Origin of the sequence: Bacillus sp. FSL K6-2431, from assembly GCF_038005165.1 — a bacterium.
Lineage (GTDB): Bacteria > Bacillota > Bacilli > Bacillales > Bacillaceae > Bacillus > Bacillus pumilus.
On sequence record NZ_JBBOSQ010000001.1, the window covers coordinates 2653219 to 2674309 of the forward strand.

The window sequence follows — 21091 nt, forward strand, 5'->3', positions numbered from 1 at the left end:
CATTACGGAAGCTTTAGATTGTTGACAAAGGGTTAAAATGATCTTTATTTTAGCCCTTTGTCTTCTTTATGGAGCTTTTTTGCTGGTTTTAGCCATCCAAGCATCGTCTGAACGATATCCTTTTGCTGTGTGAGGGCTTGAATGTCCGCTGGCTGATCACCTTTTTGTTTACCATACATGCCAAACTGAGCATGGTTCCCGCCTTTTATTTCATGATAAACGGTTTGAGACGGCAAATTTGTTTTCGATTGCTTGATTTTCTCTTGTGTCGCAAGTCCATCCTTTTCACCTGATATAGAGAGGACGTTCAAGGAGGATGATTTCAGCTCATCTGATGCTGGATAAGACGCAAGGAAAAAAAGACCGTCGAGCTGGCGCTGGTTTTTTTCTGCAAACATAGCGGCGGCTGTTCCGCCTAGTGAATGACCGCCAATATACCAGTGTTTGATCGTTTGATGATCTTTTATGATATCTTGTGCTTTATTTGTATTAAAAATCGCAAACGAAAATGGCATGTCAGGGATAAAGACAGAATAGCCTTTTTTCATCAATTCATTCCCAATATAGGCGTACGAAAGTGGTTCTACCTTTGCTCCTGGATAGAGAATGATGCCCGTATCGCTTTTAGTTGATGCAAATGTATATACGTCGTTTTTATGTTCCACTTGCTCGATGTTCACTTGCTTTTTTAAAGCGGCAGATGGTCCGTATGTAAACCGGCTCCATGTATAGAAAGCACCAAAAGCCAAAATGATCAGTGCAAGTAATGTAATGCCTGTGATCTTCAGTATTTTCTTCATCGCATGTCCCTTCTTTCTCATGTACATATTAAATATACCATCATTTGCTCCTATGCCAAACGGCAAGCACGCTGATCCGTTTGTGTGATAAAGTGTTAATCCATTAGCACTGCATTTGGCTGTTATTTACATTCATAATTGGAGGGCTTAAAATAGGTGTGCATTCAGAAGTAACGGAGGAAGACAGACATGAAGCAGGGACATTCACAATTATGGATTGAAGCAAAGAATTACTTGTTCATTTTAATTGGATCAGCCATTGTGGCGATTGGATTTAATACGTTATTATTACCGAATCAGATTGCCGCAGGTGGTGTGAGCGGGATTAGTACGATTATGCAGTCATTCGGCTTTGAGGCGGCATATGTACAGTGGGGGCTCAACATTCCGCTGTTTATCGCTGGCTTTTATTTATTAGGCGGTACATTTGGCGTGAAAACGCTCGTTGGCTCTATTTTCTTACCTTTGATGGTGTTTGTCACAAGGCATATTGCACCTGTGACACATGAAGCACTCTTAGCAGCTATTTTTGGCGGAGTGGTGATTGGGATCGGCATAGGGCTCGTGTTCCTTGGAAATGGGTCAACAGGTGGAACGGCGCTCGCTGCCAAAATCATCAATAAATATACAGGCCTCACGCTTGGTACCTGTTTAGCAATGATGGATGGCCTAATCGTTCTGGCTGCGATGACTGTTTTTGGGATTGAAGAGGGACTGTACGCTGTCATTGGTGTGTTTATTTCAAGTAAAACGATTGATGTCGTACAGGCCGGCTTCAGTCATTCGAAAATGGCGATGATCATTACAGGGCATGAGGATGAAGTCAGACAGGCAGTTTTTGATCAAATTGACCGTGGTGTCACAAAAATCTCAGCAGTTGGAGGATATACCGATCATGACCGTCCAATTCTAATGTGTGTCGTTGGACAGTCACAATTCACAAAGTTGAAACAAGTGGTGAAAGCAATCGATGCATCAGCATTTGTCATCGTAATGGATGCAAAAGAGGTGCTTGGTGAGGGTTTTAAAAGGGCGTAAACAAGGATATAATAGCGTTGACCAAATGATTGTAAGGGAGGGAAATTGATGCAAAAGAGCGGATTAATGATGCTGTTTGCAGCGATGATTCTTGTTCTTGCGGCTTGTGGAGGAAATTCAAGCAGCAGTGACAGTGACAAAGAAGGCAGCAAAAGTGCTTCAACTGTGAGCAGTGGTGAGGAAATTTATCAGCAAAACTGTATTGGCTGTCATGGGAAAGACCTATCTGGCGGAGGCGGACCAAGCCTGAAAGAAGTAGGGAAGAAATATAATGAAAGCCAAATTGCAGATATTGCACAGAATGGTAAAGGCTCTATGCCAAGCGGAATGGTAGATGAGAAGCAAGCAAAAGAAGTAGCAAAATGGCTTGCAGAGAAAAAATAAAACCTTTGTCTAATCGACAAGGTTTTTTTGTTTTTATATGTAGAAAAAGACTTTTGGATAGTATGAAAACGTATTATATTAAGTTTTATTTAAAAAATAAGGGTAAAAAGACATGTTTTTCGGTTTTAAATGTTGTTTTTACCTTTTAACGATAAGTTTTGAAATATAAATGTAATACCATTGCGTCGATTCATGACGTATAATTGGAGTTGTTGAAATTTAGACGATTCAATTTTTTCATCTTTTTGGATGAAAAGGACATAAATTGCTTGTACGTATCGAAGGGTATGTGCGTGACCATACATAACGTTTTTTGACGATAAGTGTCAAAACATCATGATAAGCTGTTAGTCAGCAATAAGAAAAGATTAGGTGATTACATGATTGAAATGAAGGAAGTCTACAAGATCTATTCTAACGGTGTAAAGGCGATCAATGGAATCAATGTCTCTATCCACCCAGGAGAGTTTGTGTATGTTGTTGGTCCCAGTGGTGCTGGTAAATCCACTTTCATCAAAATGATGTATCGTGAAGAGAAGCCAACCAAAGGGAAAATCTTAATTAATAGCAAAGATTTAGGCTCGATTAAGGAAAAAGAAATCCCTTACTTAAGAAGAGAAATTGGCGTAGTATTCCAAGATTTCAAACTGCTTCCAACCCTCACAGTGTTTGAGAACGTGGCATTTGCTCTTGAAGTCATTGGGGAACAGCCTCATATCATTAAGAAAAAAGTGCTGGATGTACTTGATTTGGTACAGCTCAAGCACAAAGCACGACAATTTCCTGACCAGCTGTCTGGCGGTGAGCAGCAGCGTGTATCTATCGCTCGTTCGATCGTGAATAGTCCTGAGGTAGTCATTGCAGACGAGCCGACAGGAAACCTTGACCCAGACACATCTTGGGAAATCATGAAGACACTCGAAGAGATTAATAACCGAGGAACAACAGTCGTCATGGCGACACATAACAAAGAGATTGTAAACAGCATGAAGAAACGCGTCATCGCAATCGAAGATGGAATGATTGTGCGTGACGAAGCAAGAGGGGAGTACGGCATTTATGATTAAAACTCTCTCGCGGCATTTACGTGAGAGCTTCCGTTCACTTGGAAGAAACACGTGGATGACATTTGCATCAATTAGTGCGGTCACTGTCACATTGATTTTAGTTGGGGTTTTTCTTGTGATTATGCTCAACTTGAACAACATGGCATCGAACGCTGAAAAAGAAGTAGAAGTAAAAGTGTTAATCGAATTAACGGCGAATCAAAAGCAGCAGGATGAATTAAAAGCAGAAATTGATAAGATTCCTGAAATCAGTGATGTCAAGTACTCATCTAAAGATGACGAACTAAAAGCGCTGATTAAAAGCTTTGGTGAAAATGGACAATCCATGGGACTTGTTGATCAAGAAAACCCATTAAACGATGCGTTTATTGTGAAAACATCAGATCCACACGATACACCAAAAGTAGCGAAGAAATTAGAAAACCTAAAAGGTACGTATAAAGTAACCTACGGAAAAGAAGAAGTCAGCCGACTCTTTAATGTGGTTGGAGTGGCGCGGAATGTAGGGATTGCGCTCATTATTGGGCTTTTATTTACAGCCATGTTCTTGATCTCTAATACGATCAAAATTACGATTTTTGCTAGACGTAAAGAAATCGAGATTATGAAGCTCGTAGGTGCAACGAACTGGTTTATCCGCTGGCCATTCTTCATTGAAGGATTACTGCTTGGTGTATTTGGTTCCATTATACCGATTGCTCTACTGCTTGGCACATATCAATATGCAGTGGGCTGGGTGGCACCGAGAGTACAAGGCTCATTTATTTCCATGCTTCCATATAACCCGTTTGTCTATCAAGTTTCACTGGTCCTTCTTTTGATCGGTGCAATCATTGGTGTATGGGGAAGCTTGACGTCCATCCGTAAATTCTTAAAAGTATAAATCTATTTTTGATGGCAGCACTCGAGAGTTTGATAGAAGGTGTGACCGGTTGAACCGATTCATCCGGTCGACTCTTCATGCAGGCAGTTGTCATAGGAGGGGAATATCGTTTTGAAAAGAAAGCTGATGATGGCTGGAATGGCAGCGTTTATTGGAACAACGTGGCTATATATTCCAGGGAACGAGAATCGTGCATTCGCATACGAAGACCTAGATCAAAAACGTCAACAAATCGAAGAGAAAACATCAAAGACTGAATCAACTTTGAAGAAAAAGAAATCAGAGCTGGCTAAGCTTGAAAAGAAAGAATCCAAGCTCAAAAAAGAAATTGAAAAGATTGACCACAAGGTAAGTGCTGCAACTGAAAAAGTCGCAGAAAAAGAAAAAGAAGTCAAACAAACGAAGCAAGAGATCAAGAAACTAAAAAAAGACATTCAAGTCATCAATGATCGAATTGAAAAAAGAAAAGCTATTTTCAAAGATCGAATTCGTTCGATGCAAAAAAGCGGCGGTACGATCAACTATTTAGATGTGCTGCTGGGTGCTCGCAGCTTTAGTGATTTTGTCGGTCGTGTTGGAGCTGTTACAACCATTGTCGAAGCAGACAAAGACATGATTACAGAACATGAAAATGATTTAAAGCTGGTGGAGCAAAAAGAAGCAGAGCTAAATAATCAGCTAAGTGGACTTGAAACATCTCTGAAAGAGCTAGAAGAGTTGAAAAAGGATTTGTCTAAACAGCAAAAAGAAAAAGAAAAAATCTTAGGGAATGTAACAGATAAAAAGAACCATGCCCATGATGAATTAGGCAAACTTGAAAATGAACAAGAAATTTTAGCGAACCAAAAAGCGGCTGTGAAGTCTGAGGAAGCACGCCGCCAAAAGGAAGAAGCAAAGAAAGCAGAACAAGCAGCTGCTGAAAAAAGTGCACCTACACCTCAAAGTGGCGGTTCAGATCAAATATCTGATACACCAGCAAGCAGCTCAGGCTTTATTAAACCAGCTGCTGGCCGATTCTCATCTGGCTTTGGCGGACGTTCTGGCGGAAACCACTTCGGATTAGATATTGCAGCAAAAGGCACAGTATCTGTCGTCGCAGCTGCATCTGGAACAGTCACGAACTCAAGCTACTCATCGAGCTACGGGAATGTGATATTCATTACGCATAATATCAATGGACAGACCTATCAAACGGTATATGCCCACCTATCTACAAGAAGTGTGTCCACAGGGCAGAGAGTCGAGCAAGGACAATTCCTTGGATATATGGGTAATACAGGCCAGTCACATGGTCAGCATCTCCATTTTGAAATTCATAAAGGATTATGGAATGGCGCAAAATCAAATGCAGTCAATCCAGCGCAATATATTCGCTAATCAAAAAGCCGATAACATCATGTTATCGGCTTTTCTTATTCTAAATAAAATTAAAATAACAGCAGTAAACCGGCAATAATAGGTGTTAACAGTACAGCCGATTTCAATAAAAGCTTCGGTGCAAGGCGTGTAAATTTTGCGCCAATATATGCACCTAATACTGTTCCGATTAAAATTTGAATGAGCAAGATAAAATCAACATAGCCCTCTGTAATATATCCAATTCCACCACCGATGGAAATTGGAATAATGACAAGCATCGTCGTACCAACTGCCTGTCGAATGGAAAGTCTCAGTAAAATCAAAAGTCCTACTTGGATAAATGGTGCGGACCCGATACCAAACATACCTGATAGCAATCCGGATACAAGTCCTAAAATAATACCCCTTATGAGCAACTGACGTGAAGAAAGCGGCTGCTGCTCAGCTTCTTCCTTCAGAACAAATAATTTGATCATCATAAACACAGCGGATAAAAAGAGCATGCCAGCTGTTAAATAGTGCAGATTTCCTTCTGGAATAAAAGGAGCAATCTTAGCTCCTGCAAAGGAAGCCACACAAGCCAAAGCTCCGACGATCAAACCAGATTTCAGCTGAATATTCCCTTCCCTGTAGTGGCTGTATGCACCTGATAACGTCGTAAATGCCATTGCGGCTAAAGATGTCCCAAGTGCGGTATGGATAGGGATATCAAAAATTAACGTAAGCAATGCGATGACAAAACCAGCACCGCCTGCTCCTACAAATCCTAATAAAATTCCTAATAATAGCATCGTCAATATAATATACATAGCGAAGACTCCTTCTCGATCATAACAAAATAAAAATTACACCTAATAAAATAATTAGTCAAGCCTTCGCGGCAGAATGTCATTACATGAAATCCCTTCTTCTGGCATATAATAACTCAGGTCATCAGGAAGAGTTGAAGAAGGAGGCCAAATATGAAAAAACAAATCGCATCTATTATGGCAAGTGTCGTTCTATTAATCAGTGCAGGGGTGATGACGCATAAAGAGGGAACTCATGTGGAGTCACCGCAAGCAGCTGCTGCAATGGCTGGACAAGCTCAATCAAGTGATAAGGCGAAAGAGAATGGGATGGAGAAAATTGAGAAAGCCTATGACCTTATTTCGAATGAATATGTAGAGGAAGTGGATCGCCAAAAGCTGCTTGAAGGCGCCATTCAAGGAATGCTTTCAACTTTAAATGATCCGTATTCAGTATACATGGACAAGCAAACCGCCAAGCAATTTTCTGATTCGCTTGATTCTTCTTTTGAGGGAATTGGGGCAGAGGTGGGGATGGATGAAGGAAAAATCATTATCGTCTCTGCCTTTAAAAAATCCCCTGCAGCAAAAGCAGGTCTAAAGCCGAAAGATGAAATCATCAGCATTGATGGTGAGTCGATGAAAGAAAAAAGCTTAAACGATGCTGTACTGAAAATAAGAGGGAAAAAAGGAACATCCGTCGCTCTGAAAATCAGACGAAATGGGATTGAAAAAGAGTTAACATTCCATATCAAACGAGAAGAAATCCCACTTGAAACCGTGACTTCCTCTGTGAAAGAGGTAAATGGTCATAAAACAGGCTATATCGCGATCTCAAGCTTTTCAGAAGATACTGCGAAGGATTTCACATCAAGCCTGAAACAGCTCGAGAAAAAGGGCATAGAAGGTCTTGTGCTTGATGTGAGAGGAAACCCTGGCGGCTATCTGCAAAGTGTAGAAGACATTTTGAAGCATTTTATTACAAAAGATCAGCCTTATATTCAAATTGCAGAACGGAACGGCGACAGGAAACGCTATTTTTCAAAGCGGAAAGAACAGAAGCCTTACCCAGTTAATGTCTTAATTGATAAAGGCAGTGCATCCGCTTCTGAAATACTCGCTGGTGCTATGAAAGAAGCCGGAAAATATGAAGTCGTCGGTGATGTCTCCTTTGGGAAAGGCACTGTGCAGCAGGCGGTTCCAATGGGTGACGGCAGTAACATTAAATTAACGCTGTATAAATGGCTCACGCCAAAAGGAAATTGGATTCACAAAAAAGGTGTCGTACCGACGATTGCGATTCATCAGCCAGATTACTTTACTGTAGGACCGCTTCAGCTGAAAGAACCACTTCAGCTTGATATGAACAATGAAGAAGTGAGACAAGCACAGACGCTATTAAAGGGCTTGTCATTCGACCCCGGCAGAGTAGACGGCTACTTTGATGAAGAAACGAAAAAAGCGGTATTAGCCTTCCAAAGCACATACAATCTCAACAAATCAGGTGTAATTGATCTGAAGACAGCGAAAATGATGAACAAAATGGTGGATGAAGTGAAATCCTATGAAAAAAATGATCTTCAACTGCAGACTGCACTAAAAGCACTATATCTTAAAAAATAAAGAGGCGAATAAATGCCTCTTTTTTTTGGTTCATAAGTGTCACAAACATGTAATAGTTTATTCTTAAAAATAAATTATATCGAGAAATATATTCATTTATTTTACAAAAAACATAACATTCCTTCGATTTTACCCGATAACATATTTATATAAGAGACTTTCTGTTGATTTAAACATGTCATGAAAATGAAACTTTTGAAAGTTGTATGTTACATAAATAATTCTTACAATATAAAGTAGCACTCATTTTAAATATTTTATTTTTTGCGGATATTCAGCTTGAGCATTAAGCTGTACCGAGGTTTGCGCTTTTCTTAAAAGAACTAGTAAATGGGGGTACACAATTGAAAAGGGCAAGTATTGTGAGAGAGAAAAAATATTACGAGTTGGTAGAGGAGCTTAAGAGTCGTACGAAAGATGTGACGTTTTCCGCTACAAAGGCATTAAGTCTGCTCATGCTGTTAAGCAGGTACTTGGTCAATTACACAACGGTAGAATCAGTCGACGAAATCGATGAAGACTGTGCTGAGATATACTTCAATTATTTAATGGATAATCATAAGAGACTTGGTATAAACTTAACCGACATCAAGAGGTCGATGCAGCTGCTCGGCGGCATACTAGATGTAGATGTCAATCACTACTTAAAAGATTTTTCACTGTCGAATGTCACACTTTGGATGAATCAGGAGAAATAAACCTGGTGTCAAGCATCGATTTATTTGATAGAATAAGAGAAAATGCTTGACTTGGGCGGTGAACGATAATGAGCTCGGAGTGGATGGGAGCTGGATTAAAAGCGGTCGGTCTGTTTTTAATCCACCCTCTTTTTTATTTCATGATATTAATCAGCCTGTTACATGGCTACATCCGCGTAAAGCGGGAGAGAAAAGCGTTTCAAACAAGAATAGAAGATGTATACGATGAACTTAAATTTACATATTCAAAGGGATGGATTCTAGGGATTTGCCTATCCGTCATTTCAGTAGGCTTAGGGATTGCCCTCCCGCCTGGATTCATCGTGCTGATTGCAGCGATGACCATTGTTTGCTCTTTATTCTTTAAGGCGAGTGCGCTTTCGTCTGCATACACACTCGGTTTCAGCTTTATTGCGGCACTTGGACTGATGTATTTCCAAGTGAGCCATTCATGGTTGCCGCAGCTCTCAATGATGAATACATCAGCCGTTGTTATTCTGCTAGGACTTTTATTAATGACCGAGGGGATTCTAGCCTATCGAACGGCGCATTTACGAACATCGCCTGCAATGGTGATGAGTGCGAGAGGACTTTTGATTGGCCAGCAGCGGGCAAATCGTCTGTGGCTTTTACCGCTTGTTTTGCTGATGCCGGCAGGTGAATTTACTTCTTCTCTGCCATGGTGGCCGGTGCTTCAAGTACACGATCAAAGCTTTTCATTTATTTTGATTCCATACATCATCGGTTTCGGGCAGCGGATTCAAGGATCGCTGCCAATTGTCAGCATTCAAATTACGGCACGGCGTATTCTCATGCTTGGACTCGCTGTTGCTTTACTAGGTGCTGCAAGTATTTGGTTTGAGCCGATTGCATGGGGAGCTGTATTGATAGCGATTGCCGGAAGAGCATTCCTCTCATGGAAACAGAGAGTCAACGACAATGCAGCTCCATTCTACTTCTCTAAGCGTAATCAAGGGCTAATGGTGCTGGGAATCATTCCGAATACACCTGCAGCTGATTTAAAGCTTGAGATCGGAGAAGTCATTACAAAGGTGAATGGAATTGAAGTCAAAACCGTTTCTGAATTTTACGAAGCCCTTCAAACCAATCGTGCTCTGACAAAGCTTGAGATCATTGGCTTGAATGGTCAGACAAGGTTTGAGAAACGCGCTTCTTACGAAGGGGAGCATCATCAGCTTGGCATCCTGTTTGTGAAGGATGATCCTCAGCAAGAATCAACGGCGATTTCATCATAAAAAAAAGCTGCTAGAGATGGCAGCTTTTTTCTTTTGGACGCGCTTCTTTTCCATAGGATTCGCCCCATTCACGCATAGCGAAGATGATAGGCTTTAACGTATCTCCTAAAGAAGTGAGTGAATATTCGACACGAGGAGGGACCTCCTCATAGACTTCTCTGTGAACAACGCCGTCTTGTTCTAGCTCGCGCAATTGCAGCGTAAGAACACGCTGAGAAATCCTTGGCAGAAGCCGGCGTAATTCGTTGTATCGTTTTGGACCGCAAGTCAAATGATAAAGGATCACTCCTTTCCATTTTCCTCCTATTACACTCGTTGTGGTGGAAACGGGACAGCCATGATTGACAATACTGACTGGATTGGATGGTGCACTCATCTTTACACTCCTTTCTAAGGCGAAATGGGTGATAAACGAACATGATTGTACCTAACGAACAAAAATGTGCGTACTTGAATCAAAGGAAGTTTTTCTTTTACCATAGAGGTATCACATCACACATTCGGGTTGTTTGTTTTCTTATCATAACAATTTCTATATGGGAATGGAAAGAAATTGGATTGGTGAAACTTCACACCCTAATCGTTCACTAGAAAGGATGAATACCATGCGAGACAAAAAGCAATTAAAAAAAGAAATCATTGAGGCGTATGAATTCCGTCATGCGACAAAAGAGTTTGACCCGGCGAAAAAGATTCCAGAAGATGACTTTGCGTTCATTTTAGAGACAGGAAGACTTTCGCCAAGCTCTGTCGGATTTGAGCCTTGGAAGTTCCTCGTCGTTCAAAATGAAGCATTTAGAGAGAAATTAAAAGAATATACATGGGGTGCGCAAAAGCAGCTTCCAACTGCCAGCCATTTTGTGATCATTTTGGCAAGAACAGACGCCCGGTACGATTCAGCATATGCAGAATACATCAACAAGGAAATCAAAGGAATGACAGACGAAACGTTTGAGATGGTAAAAGAACGCTACAAACAATTCCAAGAGAATGATCTTCATTTGATGGAAACTAACCGCACGCTCTTCGATTGGGCTTCCAAACAAACGTATATTGCCCTTGGAAATATGATGACAGCCGCAGCACAAATCGGCATCGATTCATGCCCTGTTGAGGGATTCAGCTACGATGAAATTCATCGTATGCTTGAGGAAGAAGGATTACTTGAAGATGGTCAGTACGACATCTCTGTCATGGCTGCCTTTGGGTATCGAGTCATTGAGCCAAAGCGCGGCAAAACGCGTCGTCCAATGGATGAAGTAGCCATTTGGATTCGTTAAAAGAAAATGTCTGAAAAAGGCTGTTGACAATTGTGTGGTTAGTCAGTATATTTAAAAAATAAAATCTTTGATAAATAGACAAATTGACTATAAAACGCTTTGACTTGAGAATAGTAAATGAATATCCGTTTTCTAAGAGAGCTGCGGGTTGGTGCAACGCAGTAAAACGAATCATTGAACTCGCTCAAGGAGCGGCAAGACTGAATGAATAGTAAGTCTTTACGTGTGACCTCCGTTATCGGGTTTCAAGTTGGATTCAGCTATGTCTGAGTCAATAAGAGTGGTAACGCGGTTGCAAGGTCAGTCGTCTCTTCAAGGAGATGACTGGCCTTTTTATATGCTTTTATCTTATATTTGTCTGAAGATTCAAATTTAAAGGAGCTATAGAAAATGGAAAAGGAACATGTGCAATTAAAACGAACAATGACGTCAAGGCATATCATGATGCTCGCACTTGGCGGTGCCATCGGTGCTGGTCTGTTTAAAGGAAGCAGTTCTGCCATTGATATCGCGGGTCCTGCTGTCATTTTGGCATATATGATTGGTGGTCTTATTTTATTATTTATTATGCAAGGACTTGCCGAAATGACAGTTGCGCGACCTGGCGCTAGAACATTCCGTGATTTAATTGAACCTGTGTTAGGCAAATACCCCGCCTATTTCTTAGACTGGATCTATTGGAAAATGTGGGTGTTGAACATTGCAGCAGAAGCGATCGTGTCTGCAATCTTTATTCAGTACTGGTTCCCACAAGTACCGATTTGGACACTTGTGTTAATCATTTCACTTGTTGTGACATTGATCAATGTTTGTTCAGTCAAAATGTTTGCTGAAACAGAGTACTGGTTAGCTTCTATTAAAATTGCTGTCATTCTTTTATTTATTATCATTGGGTTAACGATGCTGTTTGTCTCATTCGGACAGCATGCAGCACCGGGATTATCCAACTTAACCGAACACGGAGGATTTTTTCCGAATGGAACAGGCGGCTTAATTGCGGCAATGCTGGTGGTCGTGTATTCATATGGCGGAACTGAGATGATTGGGGTTACATTAGCAGAAACGAAAAACCCTGAAAAAGTCATCCCAAAAGCCATTCAAAGTACATTTGTACGAATCATCGGTTTTTATGTACTTCCGTTCTTCATCATCGTCAGCTTAATTCCTTGGAATCAAGTAAACAATGAACAAGTGAGCCCATTCGTCACGGTGTTTGCAACGATTGGTGTGCCATATGCAAGTGATATCATGAACGGGATTATTCTATTAGCAATCTTGTCTTCTATGAACTCTGGTCTGTATGCTTCTTCAAGGGTACTATTTACACAGGCAATGGATGGCCGTATATGGAAGGGCTTTTCGAAGCTGTCGAAACAGCAGGTGCCAGTCAGAGCGATTCTAGTATGTACATCTACTTTGTATGTAGCCGTATTAATCTCTCTTTTTGTAGGAAGTCAAACCTTTAATTATTTAATGGGATCTTTAAGCTACACGGTCTTATTCATCTGGTTTATTATTGCTGTCGGGCATCTAAAGTCTCGAAGCGTAGCAGCACCAGGAGGATATCGCGTCAAGCTGTATCCTTTCACAACATGGTTTTCTGTCATTGCGATCATTGCCATTTTTATCGGTGTTGTATCAACAACTCCGATTGTCCAAACCTTGGTCACAATGGGTATCTATCTCATCATTACGCTTTCTTTCTTCATCAATAGAAAGCGGTTTGAAACAGCTGTTTAATTTAAAAGCGTGCAGGACTCTTGAAGAAGGTCTCGCACGCTTTTTTAATGTAGTTTTATTGTTTGAACGAAAGCAATCGACTATCCTTTTGAAAGGAATTGATGCATAAAAGTAGATGATCAAACAGATGCCGAAAATAGCTGTTCAAATTTAGGCGACTGATGCGTATATTTGGATTAAACGAATAACCTTACCTAAAAAATCTAATTGGTTATATCGTAGGCAGGTTTTCAACGACTGGAGTATTTGGCAGCTGGATGATGGCTGTCGTACCGCATCCTGGCTCAGATTGAATATCGAACGTGCCATGATGTTTTTTCATGATTTGATAGACAATAGCTAGTCCAAGACCTGAGCCGCCATCTTTTCTCGTACGTGCCTTATTTACTCGGTAAAATCGCTCAGAAACATGTGGAAGGTCTTCTTTTGGAATGCCGTTGCCCTCATCTGTCACTCTCAATTCAGCTTTATGTTGGTGAACTAGTAATTCAATCGAGACCGATTTTCCAGAGGGAGTGTAATGAATGGCATTGTCCAGTAAATTACGAACCACTTGTTGCAGCCGATCGCTATCGCCATACACAATACAATCCTCATCAAGTGTCCGTTTCAGATAAATGCCCTTTTGATTAGCGATAAATGCCATTTGATCAAGAACGTCATGAATCAGCTGAGCAAAGACGATTGGCTCCATCGTTAGTGGATAAGAATCTCCTTCTAGCTGCGCAAGGTCTAAAAGATCATGCACAAGTCGGCTTAAACGTGCGGCCTCATCCTGGATGATGTGCATTCCTTTTTTTTGATCAATGATCCCTTCTTCAATACCTTCAGCATATCCTTTCATATAACTTAGCGGAGTCCGAAGTTCGTGGGAGACATTCGCAAGAAATTCCCTGCGGTGCTGCTCAACTTTTTCAAGGGTAGAAGACAGTTTGTTAAAAGAGCGGCTCAGCTGGTTTAATTCATCTCCGTTTTTGGTCACAGCCATCCGTTTTGAAAAATCGCCAGATTCCATTTCCATCGCAATTTCTTTCATTTGATTAATTGTCCGAACGACTTTATTGGAGCTCTTATATCCGATAAAGAAAATCAGGAGCAGAATTAACAAAATGGATATGCCAAGTGTCAATCTGATTTGGACAAAGGGTTCATATACATCCGATAAGGGCATGGATAGAAAAATTGTCCCTGATAGCTCATCTTTGCTTGAGAAAACAGGGATGGCGATGCCAAGAATATCTTGATGAAACTGTGAGTGTTCTCTAATCAACACGACGGTTTCCCCCTGAAGGAGTTTTTGGCGTTCCTTGAACGTGATGAGGTTATCATTTGTGTTCGTATCAAAAGGAAGACCACTTGAAAGCTCCATTGGGTCATCTGTAAAAATAATGTTCGCCTGACTCGAGTCGTTAGCCCATTTTACTCTATCGGTAAAATACGTATCTTTCCCGTGTTGATGATAAATTTGTGCCAGCTTTTTACCTTGTAAACTTAAGGAATCAATCTGCTTATCAACATACAAGTGCTGGTATAAGTAATAGGTGAGGGCAAGAGCTGAGGCAGCAACGATTCCGGTCACTACAAGGATTAAGAAGAGCACTTTCTTTTTAATCGATAAAGGCTTCATTCTTCCTCCTCAAACTTATAGCCGACACCCCAAACGGTTTTTATATGCCGTTCCGCTCCCTTTAATTTCAGTCTCAGCGTTTTGATATGTGTATCGACTGTTCGTAAAGAGCCGCTTGTAGAATGTGATTCCCACAATTTTTGATAGAGCTGTTCTCGTGAAAACACTTGGCCTTGATTGAGTAAAAGAAACATGAGCAAATCGAATTCTCTTCTAGTTAAATTAATGGGCTCCTGATGGATATAGACTTGTCTACCATCCTGATCAATCTCCATGTCACCAAACTGTATGCGGCTGCGCTTTAGCGAAAGACCTCTAATTCGTCTCAAAGTTGTTTCAATTCTTGCTGCAAGCTCACGTAGACTGAAAGGCTTCATGATGTAGTCATCCGCACCAATTTCTAGGCCTCTAATTCGATCCTCCTCATAACTTCTAGCTGTTAAGAATAAGATGGGGATTTGAGATGTTTGCCTGATACGCTGGCAGACTTCAAATCCATCCATATCAGGCATCATGATATCTAGTACTACAAGGTCAACGGGTTCCTTTTCAAGCTGACGTAAGGCATCCATTCCATTACTAGCTGTGATGATGTGAAAGCCTTGTCTTTTTAAGAAGGATCCGATTAACTCAAGCATATCGAACTCATCGTCTACAATTAAAATATGCATTTGTTCTTTCATTTCTTTTCCTCCAACACGATAGCATAAGGTCCTGATGGGACATTCAGTCGATTTTTCATCATGAATGTATGTTTATCGATAATTGATACTGAATTGTCATCTAAGTTACTCACATATATTGATGTGGTATCAGCGGTGATATAATTCGGATTTTGACCAGTTTCAACAGAAGCAAGCTGCTTATTCTTCTCTGTATCTACTTTGTATAGCGTATGATCTCCATGACAAAGTACATATAAAGTAGAAGAATTTTTCTCTGAAAAGAATGCAACAGGCATAACGCCTAGTTTTATTTCTCGCTGCTTTTTACCTGTTTGAGGGTCGTAAGCAAAAATGCTCTTATTTAAGGTGCCTGGTTTTCCGTGACCACCGATCCAAATGGACTGTCCATCAAAATGAATACCAGATGGTCGTTCAAGTACAGAGAACGTACGTATATGTTTTTCCTTCTCAATATCTATAACAGAGACAGTATGACTTTCTGCATTTAAAACAAATAAAGTACCTGACGGAGAAAGTGTCATAGAAGAAGGTAACTTTCCGGTCTTCACAGTTGCTTTTATTTTTTTACGCTGCGTATCAATAAAATAAACGACGTTTTTCTGCGAATCTGCTGCAATTAAGGTGTGAGAAGCTGCATCATATGTAAGGGAAGTCAGCCCTTTATTCACATCCATATAATCTGTTGCTGTACCTTTTTTTAAATTAATTTCGATAAGCGATTCTCCTTCTTTACTAGTTGCGATGATGACGTCTTTGTTGATTTGGATAAGATCAGTGAGCGGATGTTTTAAATCAACGGAAGAGATCATTTTATTCTTTTGTAAATCAACTATTGAAAAGGAGGCTTTTTTTAATTGAGAGATGACCGCGATCGATTGAGAGCTGCCAGGTGGAGTAAATTGCTGGTCTTTTCCACAGCCTGACAGGAATAACAATAGAGCTGATAAATAGATCACAACATATTTTACACGTTCCATTCTTCCGCTCCTTTGCGTCCTCTATTTTCAAAAAGCATACCACAAAAATTGTGAAAAAAAATCGAAGTTATCAATGCTGAAAGAGATGAAAAACAGATTTTAGGTAGATGAATGAGGACAATTCGATTTAAAGTTCCTTTTTTGTCTAGTCATGTGGCATTTTTTCATCTTTAAAAAAGGATTTTCAATATTTGATTCCTGTGCCAGCTATAGCTTACAGTGATAAAAATAATGAAAACTCCCCCGCTCTAAATCGCCATAGAGCGCAGGGAGTGATTAGGCAGAATGCCCAGATGATGGAGAGGTAGATTTCGTTTTGACGCGTTGGGATAAAAGGAAGCCAAGGATTCCTGCGCCCATTAATACAATAAATAAAGATTGGAAACCACTCATGATACCTATCAATGTCGACGAAATGATACTGCCAAAATATCGAAAGGTTGAGAAAATACCAGATGCCGAACCAGATAAGCTTTGATCAACAGCTGTTAAAGAAGCCATCTGCATACTGGTCATACCAATCCCTGATGAAATTCCACCTGCGACTAGTGTCACGATAAGCAGTGGTAAGGTTGGGTACTGACTCAGTGTAATTAACATGATGCCTGATAAAGTAAGGCAGAGAAATGAAAAGCGAATCATTTTTTTCGCGCCTTTTTTTGGATGGAGTCTTGCGCCTAATAAACCGCTAAGAGACATACAAAGAGAAAATATCGATAGAATCATACCGCTTTGTGTATGAGAAAGCGCAAGTTGTTGTTCCATAAACAGCGGCATAATGAGAAGGATAGCATACATCACAAAATTACTTAGCATGATCGACAGATTCGCATTTGTAAATGAACTGTTTTTAAATAGGGATAAATCGATAATTGGATTCTTTACTTTCCGTACATGTTTAAAGAATAAAGGAATGACAATCAATGCTAGAATGCCATAAATTAAATATTCATTTAGTAGCTGGCTTTTTGAGCATAAAATGATTGTGGCAATTCCGATGGTTAAATACAATGAACCGATCATATCTACCCTTGCATGTATGCGTGTATGCTTTATGTTTGGAATGAGCAAGACGCCGGTGACTAGTGTAAGAAACAGAAATGGAATATTTACTAAGAATATGGAATGCCAATCAAAACTCTGAATGAGAATCGATCCAATAAATGGCCCAAGTGCGGCACCAATACCAGCACCAAATCCAAAGTAACCCATTGTTTTAGATAGCTTTTCGGGTGACACTGTTGCACGAATCAAAGCAATGCTATTCGGTGTTAAAATAGCCCCGCCAGCTGCTTGAATGGAGCGAAAGATGATGAGAAATGCTAGATTAGGTGCTAAAGCACAGCCAATCGAGCCGATTAAAAAGAGTGTCACTCCGGTTAAATACATGCGGCGGTGTCCATATATATCTCCTAACTTACCAGCGATAGGCTGTGTGACCGCCATGACAATAAGATAAATCGTGACAACCCAAGTAATGTTTGAAATGGATTGATCATAATAAGTTGATATGGATGATAAAGCGACTGCGATCATCGTTGAGTTGACCGGAACTAGTATAGCTCCAAGTAACAAAGAATAGATGATCAAATTCTCTTTTTGCAATTTCAATGTGTATACCACCTTTTGTAAAAAAGAAGAATTCCACCCTTTAAGCGGGAGAAATTCCTCTCATGAAAATGTGTGTGTATGTCTCAATAAAATCATCTTTTTGTGTTAATACGAGCTGGAAGTCTTGCTCAAGCTGCTGAATAAAAAAACCGAAATACGTACTAATGAAAATGTCTGCATAAATGTCTTCTTTTCCTTTTAAGACATGATGCAAAGCACTCATCTTTTTGAAGTATTGTATCAGCATTTCCCTTAGTTCTTGAGGATAAATTTTTTCATGACTGGTCAGATCTTTAAACATAGCCGGTTCTCGCATGCTGATATAAATGAATTCTTTTTTTGAAGTTAAATGTTCAAGGATATAGGAACCGAGAAACTTTAAATCGGTGTATAAATCCCCTTTAAATTCTGCTTCTAAGGTTTTCGTCGGCGTTGATTTCATTTTCATAATGGCAGCAATAACGCCGCGTTTGTTTTTAAAGTTGCGGAAAATTGTTGCTTCACTGACATTCGCTTTTGTGGCTATTTCTTTGGTTGTGGTTTTTTGATAGCCCTTTTCAGTCAATAAATCCATTGTTGCGCGAATGATTCGTTGATTTGTAGATTTTAACAAGCATACTCACCTCAGGTTATGAATGTGTTTGCAACAAAGTAAGTATACCGATAAAATCTATGACCGCCAATATGATCCAAAACGATAAAGTTAGACACGTGCATGCTGTTTTAATATCTGAATGCGTCCATTGCTTCCATCTACTGTCACAAGGTCACCGGATTGAAGTGTTTCAGTCGCTATTCGGGTTCCTAGGACAGCTGGCATCATATACTCTCTAGCGATAATAGCTGAATGAGACAAAATGCCTCCAGCATCGGTGATGACTGCTTTTGCATCTCTAAATAAGCTCGTCCATAAAGGTGTGGTTGTTTTGCAAACTAAAATATCATCCTTTTGAAATTGAGAGAATTCCTCAGCACATGTAATGACTTTTACTCTTCCAGAAACAATACCGCTAGATGCGCCAATTCCATAGATCATATCACTTGTATTGTTTTCATTTTCTCTTAATGAACCGAGCATTCTTTCTACTTGCTGCAATTCAGCTTCAGTTGGGGTACCCATATAAGCTGGTGGTTGGATGGCTTCATTATCTTTCATGTCAATTTTTCTTTGTGCGATGACCGTATCAAATGATGTAGAGGTTGTGAGCGCTGTGTGTACCTCCTCATCGTAGAGGTACCATAGATCTTCTGGATGAGGGATCGCTCCTTTTTGTACAAGAAGTTCACCAATCTTTAATAGATATACCCTGGCTTTAGCATCTAACATGGCATCAATATAGAAGTGGTGATCGTCACGGATATTAGCGGCCTGTAGGGCGAATTGGTAAAGAGTCTCAAATTTCGTTTTAAACGCTTCATCCTTCACTTGGCTCATAAAATGTTCATATGTCTCTTGTCTTTTGATGACGGCTTGTGCAAATTCTTCATCAAAATCACTTTGGTGTTGAATATTGTTTCTGATGATATCTAGTATAAACTCAGGGTTTTCCACCCATGTCTCTTCCGTAAGGTCATGACTTTTAACAGATCGCCAGCCATAGACTTGAAGAAATTCTTCTAATGTCGAAATGAAGTGTCTGCCTTTTTCCGATTGAGTGAGTGCATCAAGCAGTGCTGGATTCTTTTCATGGTTCATAAATGCTTGATGAAGTTCAGTATCTTGAAGGACACTCTTTGCAAAATCAGATAGCTTCTTGTCTGTTTCAAGAGATTTGTTCATCACGCCTATCATCATCTCATGCAGCAGGATCACTTGTGATTGATCACCAGTATACGTCACAAGCATGTCTTCAATCATAGCCGATAAAATGACTTGAGGTATGACAATATCAAAATGATCATCGTATGCTTGTATATAAAAAGTCTTTAATTCTTCGAAGCCGACGATGGCGTCTTCAATGGTCATCGGTTCCTTCATTTTATGATCGAGTTTTTCGTAAAAGGGAAAGAAATTTTTCTCTAAAATCTCATACATACGTTCACTTAAATGCGGAAATAACTCAAATATGCTCTCATCAAAAACTGGTGCAGCTTCTGCACTTGCTTCAGGCAGTGACGGTGATGAATACAGGTGACCTCTATAAAGCTTGATATCTTTAATATTCAGATCAGGCACTTGATATTTTTCACCATTTTTCTTCATACCGCTTTTTAATGCTGGGATGATCAGGCTTGAAAAGAGAGGACTTGTTGGGCCCGGCAGATGATCGTCCATTGAGATCCAGAAATCCTGCAGCTCGTCTGGCTGCATTTGAAAAGAAGCGCCCGCTGTCTCATCTGCTGCTTTTGAGAGGGCTGCGGTAATCGGCCTGGCTTGAAGTAAATAAAATGTGCCATTTGCTATTCCAAATTCGATATCGACGCTATGACCATAAAGTGCTTCTACTTGTTTGGTGATTTGCGTGATTTCTTCTAATTGGTCATCATTCAGGCAAAACTGACCAGCCATTTCTTCCGTTACTGCTTGTTCAATGACACCTTCTTGATAAGGGATAATTTGCAGCTCTTTCGTTCCAAGTGATTTTTCAATAAAAAGTGTCTCTTTGTCTATAACAAATGTGTCAGGCGTCACAAGCCCGGAGACGATTGCTTCTCCTAGTCCGTAGCTTGCTGTGAGCATCATTTCATTTGTTTTTCCTGTTACGGGATTCTCACTAAAGATGACACCGGAGACGTCAGAATGGATCAATCCTTGAACGACAACAGCCATGAGCGGCATCTCTTCCTCGTTTTCATCCATCTCTTCCTTATATTCTGTCACTCTCGCTCCAAAATAAGAAGACCAGCATTCTTTGACAGCCTGTAAGAATTCTTCATTTGTTTTGATATTTAAATAGGTCTCGTACTGTCCTGCAAATGAGGCGCCTTCGAGATCTTCAGCAACAGAAGAGGATCGAACTGCAACTGAGGGATAAGTCTTCCGCAATGATTGAAAGGACGAAAGGAGTTCTGCTTCCATTTGAGAAGGAAACGATGCTTTTTTGATTTTGTCAGCAAGGTTTTGTTCAGTTGGATGCAGGTTGTGATATGAAAGAAAGCTTGAAAAGCTGTTGGTTTTGATAATAAATCCATCTGGGACTGGCAGGCCGTGATTGTTTAATTTGATTAAATTCAGGCCTTTTGCCCCTGCGAGTGCTGCGGATTCTTCAGCCGCATGAAATAAAACTGAATACATGGGAATGCCCCCTTATCCAAATAGCCAATGGTTTGTCTG

The 21091-nt window shown here is 40.2% G+C and carries 19 protein-coding genes and 1 other annotated feature; of the genes, 10 read left to right on the top strand and 9 right to left on the bottom strand.

The genetic code is table 11. From position 1 onward, the window contains the following. Nucleotides 1–44: 44 nt before the first annotated feature. The gene (locus tag MHH40_RS13230; RefSeq protein ID WP_050944330.1) at nt 45–800 is read right to left on the bottom strand and encodes an alpha/beta family hydrolase; all 756 of its coding nucleotides are present in this window, start codon (nt 798–800) and stop codon (nt 45–47) included. A gap of 189 nt (nt 801–989) precedes the next feature. On the opposite strand from MHH40_RS13230, the gene MHH40_RS13235 reads away from it, so the two are divergent. The 5 genes from MHH40_RS13235 (at nt 990) to MHH40_RS13255 (ending at nt 5549) form a co-directional block, all read left to right on the top strand. Next, on the top strand, nt 990–1838 hold the full coding sequence (locus MHH40_RS13235) for a YitT family protein (protein WP_003212797.1): 849 nt from the start codon (nt 990–992) through the stop codon (nt 1836–1838). Nucleotides 1839–1886: 48 nt separating this feature from the next. After that, nucleotides 1887–2222, top strand: a complete 336-nt coding sequence (gene cccB / locus MHH40_RS13240; RefSeq protein WP_003212771.1) for a cytochrome c551 — start codon at nt 1887–1889, stop codon at nt 2220–2222. Nucleotides 2223–2602: 380 nt separating this feature from the next. Further along, nucleotides 2603–3289: a cell division ATP-binding protein FtsE gene (ftsE, locus tag MHH40_RS13245; RefSeq protein ID WP_003213646.1), complete on the top strand. Its 687-nt coding sequence runs from the start codon at nt 2603–2605 to the stop codon at nt 3287–3289. Next, nucleotides 3282–4172, top strand: coding sequence for a permease-like cell division protein FtsX (gene ftsX, locus MHH40_RS13250; RefSeq protein ID WP_034620145.1), 891 nt, complete (start codon nt 3282–3284; stop codon nt 4170–4172). The genes ftsE and ftsX overlap by 8 nt, the downstream gene beginning before the upstream one ends. 111 nt (nt 4173–4283) lie before the next feature. After that, a complete protein-coding gene (locus tag MHH40_RS13255) occupies nt 4284–5549 on the top strand; it encodes a murein hydrolase activator EnvC family protein (protein ID WP_050944327.1) in 1266 nt (421 codons plus the stop codon). A 50-nt stretch (nt 5550–5599) separates the two neighbouring features. Here MHH40_RS13255 and MHH40_RS13260 read toward each other — a convergent pair whose 3' ends face one another. Then, a complete protein-coding gene (locus MHH40_RS13260) occupies nt 5600–6340 on the bottom strand; it encodes a sulfite exporter TauE/SafE family protein (RefSeq protein WP_003213751.1) in 741 nt (246 codons plus the stop codon). Between the two features lie 153 nt (nt 6341–6493). Here MHH40_RS13260 and ctpB point away from each other — a divergent pair, with 153 nt between their 5' ends. From ctpB to MHH40_RS13275, 3 genes are all read left to right on the top strand, one after another. After that, on the top strand, nt 6494–7942 hold the full coding sequence (gene ctpB / locus MHH40_RS13265; RefSeq protein WP_050944323.1) for a carboxy-terminal processing protease CtpB: 1449 nt from the start codon (nt 6494–6496) through the stop codon (nt 7940–7942). A 344-nt stretch (nt 7943–8286) separates the two neighbouring features. Next, nucleotides 8287–8640, top strand: coding sequence for a swarming motility protein SwrAA (locus MHH40_RS13270; protein WP_007500014.1), 354 nt, complete (start codon nt 8287–8289; stop codon nt 8638–8640). A gap of 68 nt (nt 8641–8708) precedes the next feature. Next, complete coding sequence (locus MHH40_RS13275) at nt 8709–9896, top strand: PDZ domain-containing protein (protein ID WP_050944320.1); 1188 nt, start codon at nt 8709–8711, stop codon at nt 9894–9896. Between the two features lie 10 nt (nt 9897–9906). Here the strand turns inward: MHH40_RS13275 and MHH40_RS13280 are convergent, their stop codons facing one another. Continuing rightward, nucleotides 9907–10272, bottom strand: a complete 366-nt coding sequence (locus tag MHH40_RS13280; protein ID WP_050944318.1) for a winged helix-turn-helix transcriptional regulator — start codon at nt 10270–10272, stop codon at nt 9907–9909. Between the two features lie 229 nt (nt 10273–10501). Here MHH40_RS13280 and MHH40_RS13285 point away from each other — a divergent pair, with 229 nt between their 5' ends. After that, nucleotides 10502–11176, top strand: a complete 675-nt coding sequence (locus tag MHH40_RS13285) for an NAD(P)H-dependent oxidoreductase (RefSeq protein ID WP_340901185.1) — start codon at nt 10502–10504, stop codon at nt 11174–11176. A gap of 90 nt (nt 11177–11266) precedes the next feature. Further along, nucleotides 11267–11491 (top strand) — a binding site (T-box leader). Between the two features lie 75 nt (nt 11492–11566). Beyond that, complete coding sequence (locus tag MHH40_RS13290) at nt 11567–12916, top strand: amino acid permease (protein WP_050944314.1); 1350 nt, start codon at nt 11567–11569, stop codon at nt 12914–12916. A gap of 211 nt (nt 12917–13127) precedes the next feature. On the opposite strand, the gene MHH40_RS13295 is transcribed toward MHH40_RS13290, so the two are convergent. The 6 genes from MHH40_RS13295 to MHH40_RS13320 form a co-directional block, all read right to left on the bottom strand. Continuing rightward, nucleotides 13128–14543, bottom strand: a complete 1416-nt coding sequence (locus MHH40_RS13295) for a HAMP domain-containing sensor histidine kinase (RefSeq protein WP_106032161.1) — start codon at nt 14541–14543, stop codon at nt 13128–13130. Next, the gene (locus MHH40_RS13300; RefSeq protein WP_050944310.1) at nt 14540–15226 is read right to left on the bottom strand and encodes a response regulator transcription factor; all 687 of its coding nucleotides are present in this window, start codon (nt 15224–15226) and stop codon (nt 14540–14542) included. The genes MHH40_RS13295 and MHH40_RS13300 overlap by 4 nt, the downstream gene beginning before the upstream one ends. Continuing rightward, on the bottom strand, nt 15223–16206 hold the full coding sequence (locus tag MHH40_RS13305) for a YncE family protein (RefSeq protein WP_050944309.1): 984 nt from the start codon (nt 16204–16206) through the stop codon (nt 15223–15225). The genes MHH40_RS13300 and MHH40_RS13305 overlap by 4 nt, the downstream gene beginning before the upstream one ends. Before the next feature lie 276 nt (nt 16207–16482). Next, on the bottom strand, nt 16483–17817 hold the full coding sequence (locus MHH40_RS13310; protein WP_050944306.1) for an MFS transporter: 1335 nt from the start codon (nt 17815–17817) through the stop codon (nt 16483–16485). A gap of 40 nt (nt 17818–17857) precedes the next feature. After that, complete coding sequence (locus tag MHH40_RS13315; RefSeq protein WP_050944304.1) at nt 17858–18430, bottom strand: TetR/AcrR family transcriptional regulator; 573 nt, start codon at nt 18428–18430, stop codon at nt 17858–17860. Between the two features lie 90 nt (nt 18431–18520). Then, the gene (locus MHH40_RS13320; protein ID WP_253622122.1) at nt 18521–21052 is read right to left on the bottom strand and encodes a PEP/pyruvate-binding domain-containing protein; all 2532 of its coding nucleotides are present in this window, start codon (nt 21050–21052) and stop codon (nt 18521–18523) included. Nucleotides 21053–21091 lie beyond the last annotated feature (39 nt).

Bases quoted from the DNA above. Each gene is read 5' to 3' on its own strand.
- MHH40_RS13285 (WP_340901185.1), top strand. From the start codon at position 10,502: ATGCGAGACAAAAAGCAATTAAAAAAAGAAATCATTGAGGCGTATGAA.
- MHH40_RS13320 (WP_253622122.1), bottom strand. From the start codon at position 21,052: ATGTATTCAGTTTTATTTCATGCGGCTGAAGAATCCGCAGCACTCGCA.
- MHH40_RS13290 (WP_050944314.1), top strand. From the start codon at position 11,567: ATGGAAAAGGAACATGTGCAATTAAAACGAACAATGACGTCAAGGCAT.
- MHH40_RS13235 (WP_003212797.1), top strand. From the start codon at position 990: ATGAAGCAGGGACATTCACAATTATGGATTGAAGCAAAGAATTACTTG.
- MHH40_RS13280 (WP_050944318.1), bottom strand. From the start codon at position 10,272: ATGAGTGCACCATCCAATCCAGTCAGTATTGTCAATCATGGCTGTCCC.
- MHH40_RS13260 (WP_003213751.1), bottom strand. From the start codon at position 6,340: ATGTATATTATATTGACGATGCTATTATTAGGAATTTTATTAGGATTT.
- MHH40_RS13275 (WP_050944320.1), top strand. From the start codon at position 8,709: ATGAGCTCGGAGTGGATGGGAGCTGGATTAAAAGCGGTCGGTCTGTTT.
- MHH40_RS13300 (WP_050944310.1), bottom strand. From the start codon at position 15,226: ATGAAAGAACAAATGCATATTTTAATTGTAGACGATGAGTTCGATATG.
- ctpB (WP_050944323.1), top strand. From the start codon at position 6,494: ATGAAAAAACAAATCGCATCTATTATGGCAAGTGTCGTTCTATTAATC.
- MHH40_RS13305 (WP_050944309.1), bottom strand. From the start codon at position 16,206: ATGGAACGTGTAAAATATGTTGTGATCTATTTATCAGCTCTATTGTTA.
- cccB (WP_003212771.1), top strand. From the start codon at position 1,887: ATGCAAAAGAGCGGATTAATGATGCTGTTTGCAGCGATGATTCTTGTT.
- MHH40_RS13295 (WP_106032161.1), bottom strand. From the start codon at position 14,543: ATGAAGCCTTTATCGATTAAAAAGAAAGTGCTCTTCTTAATCCTTGTA.
- ftsX (WP_034620145.1), top strand. From the start codon at position 3,282: ATGATTAAAACTCTCTCGCGGCATTTACGTGAGAGCTTCCGTTCACTT.
- ftsE (WP_003213646.1), top strand. From the start codon at position 2,603: ATGATTGAAATGAAGGAAGTCTACAAGATCTATTCTAACGGTGTAAAG.
- MHH40_RS13230 (WP_050944330.1), bottom strand. From the start codon at position 800: ATGAAGAAAATACTGAAGATCACAGGCATTACATTACTTGCACTGATC.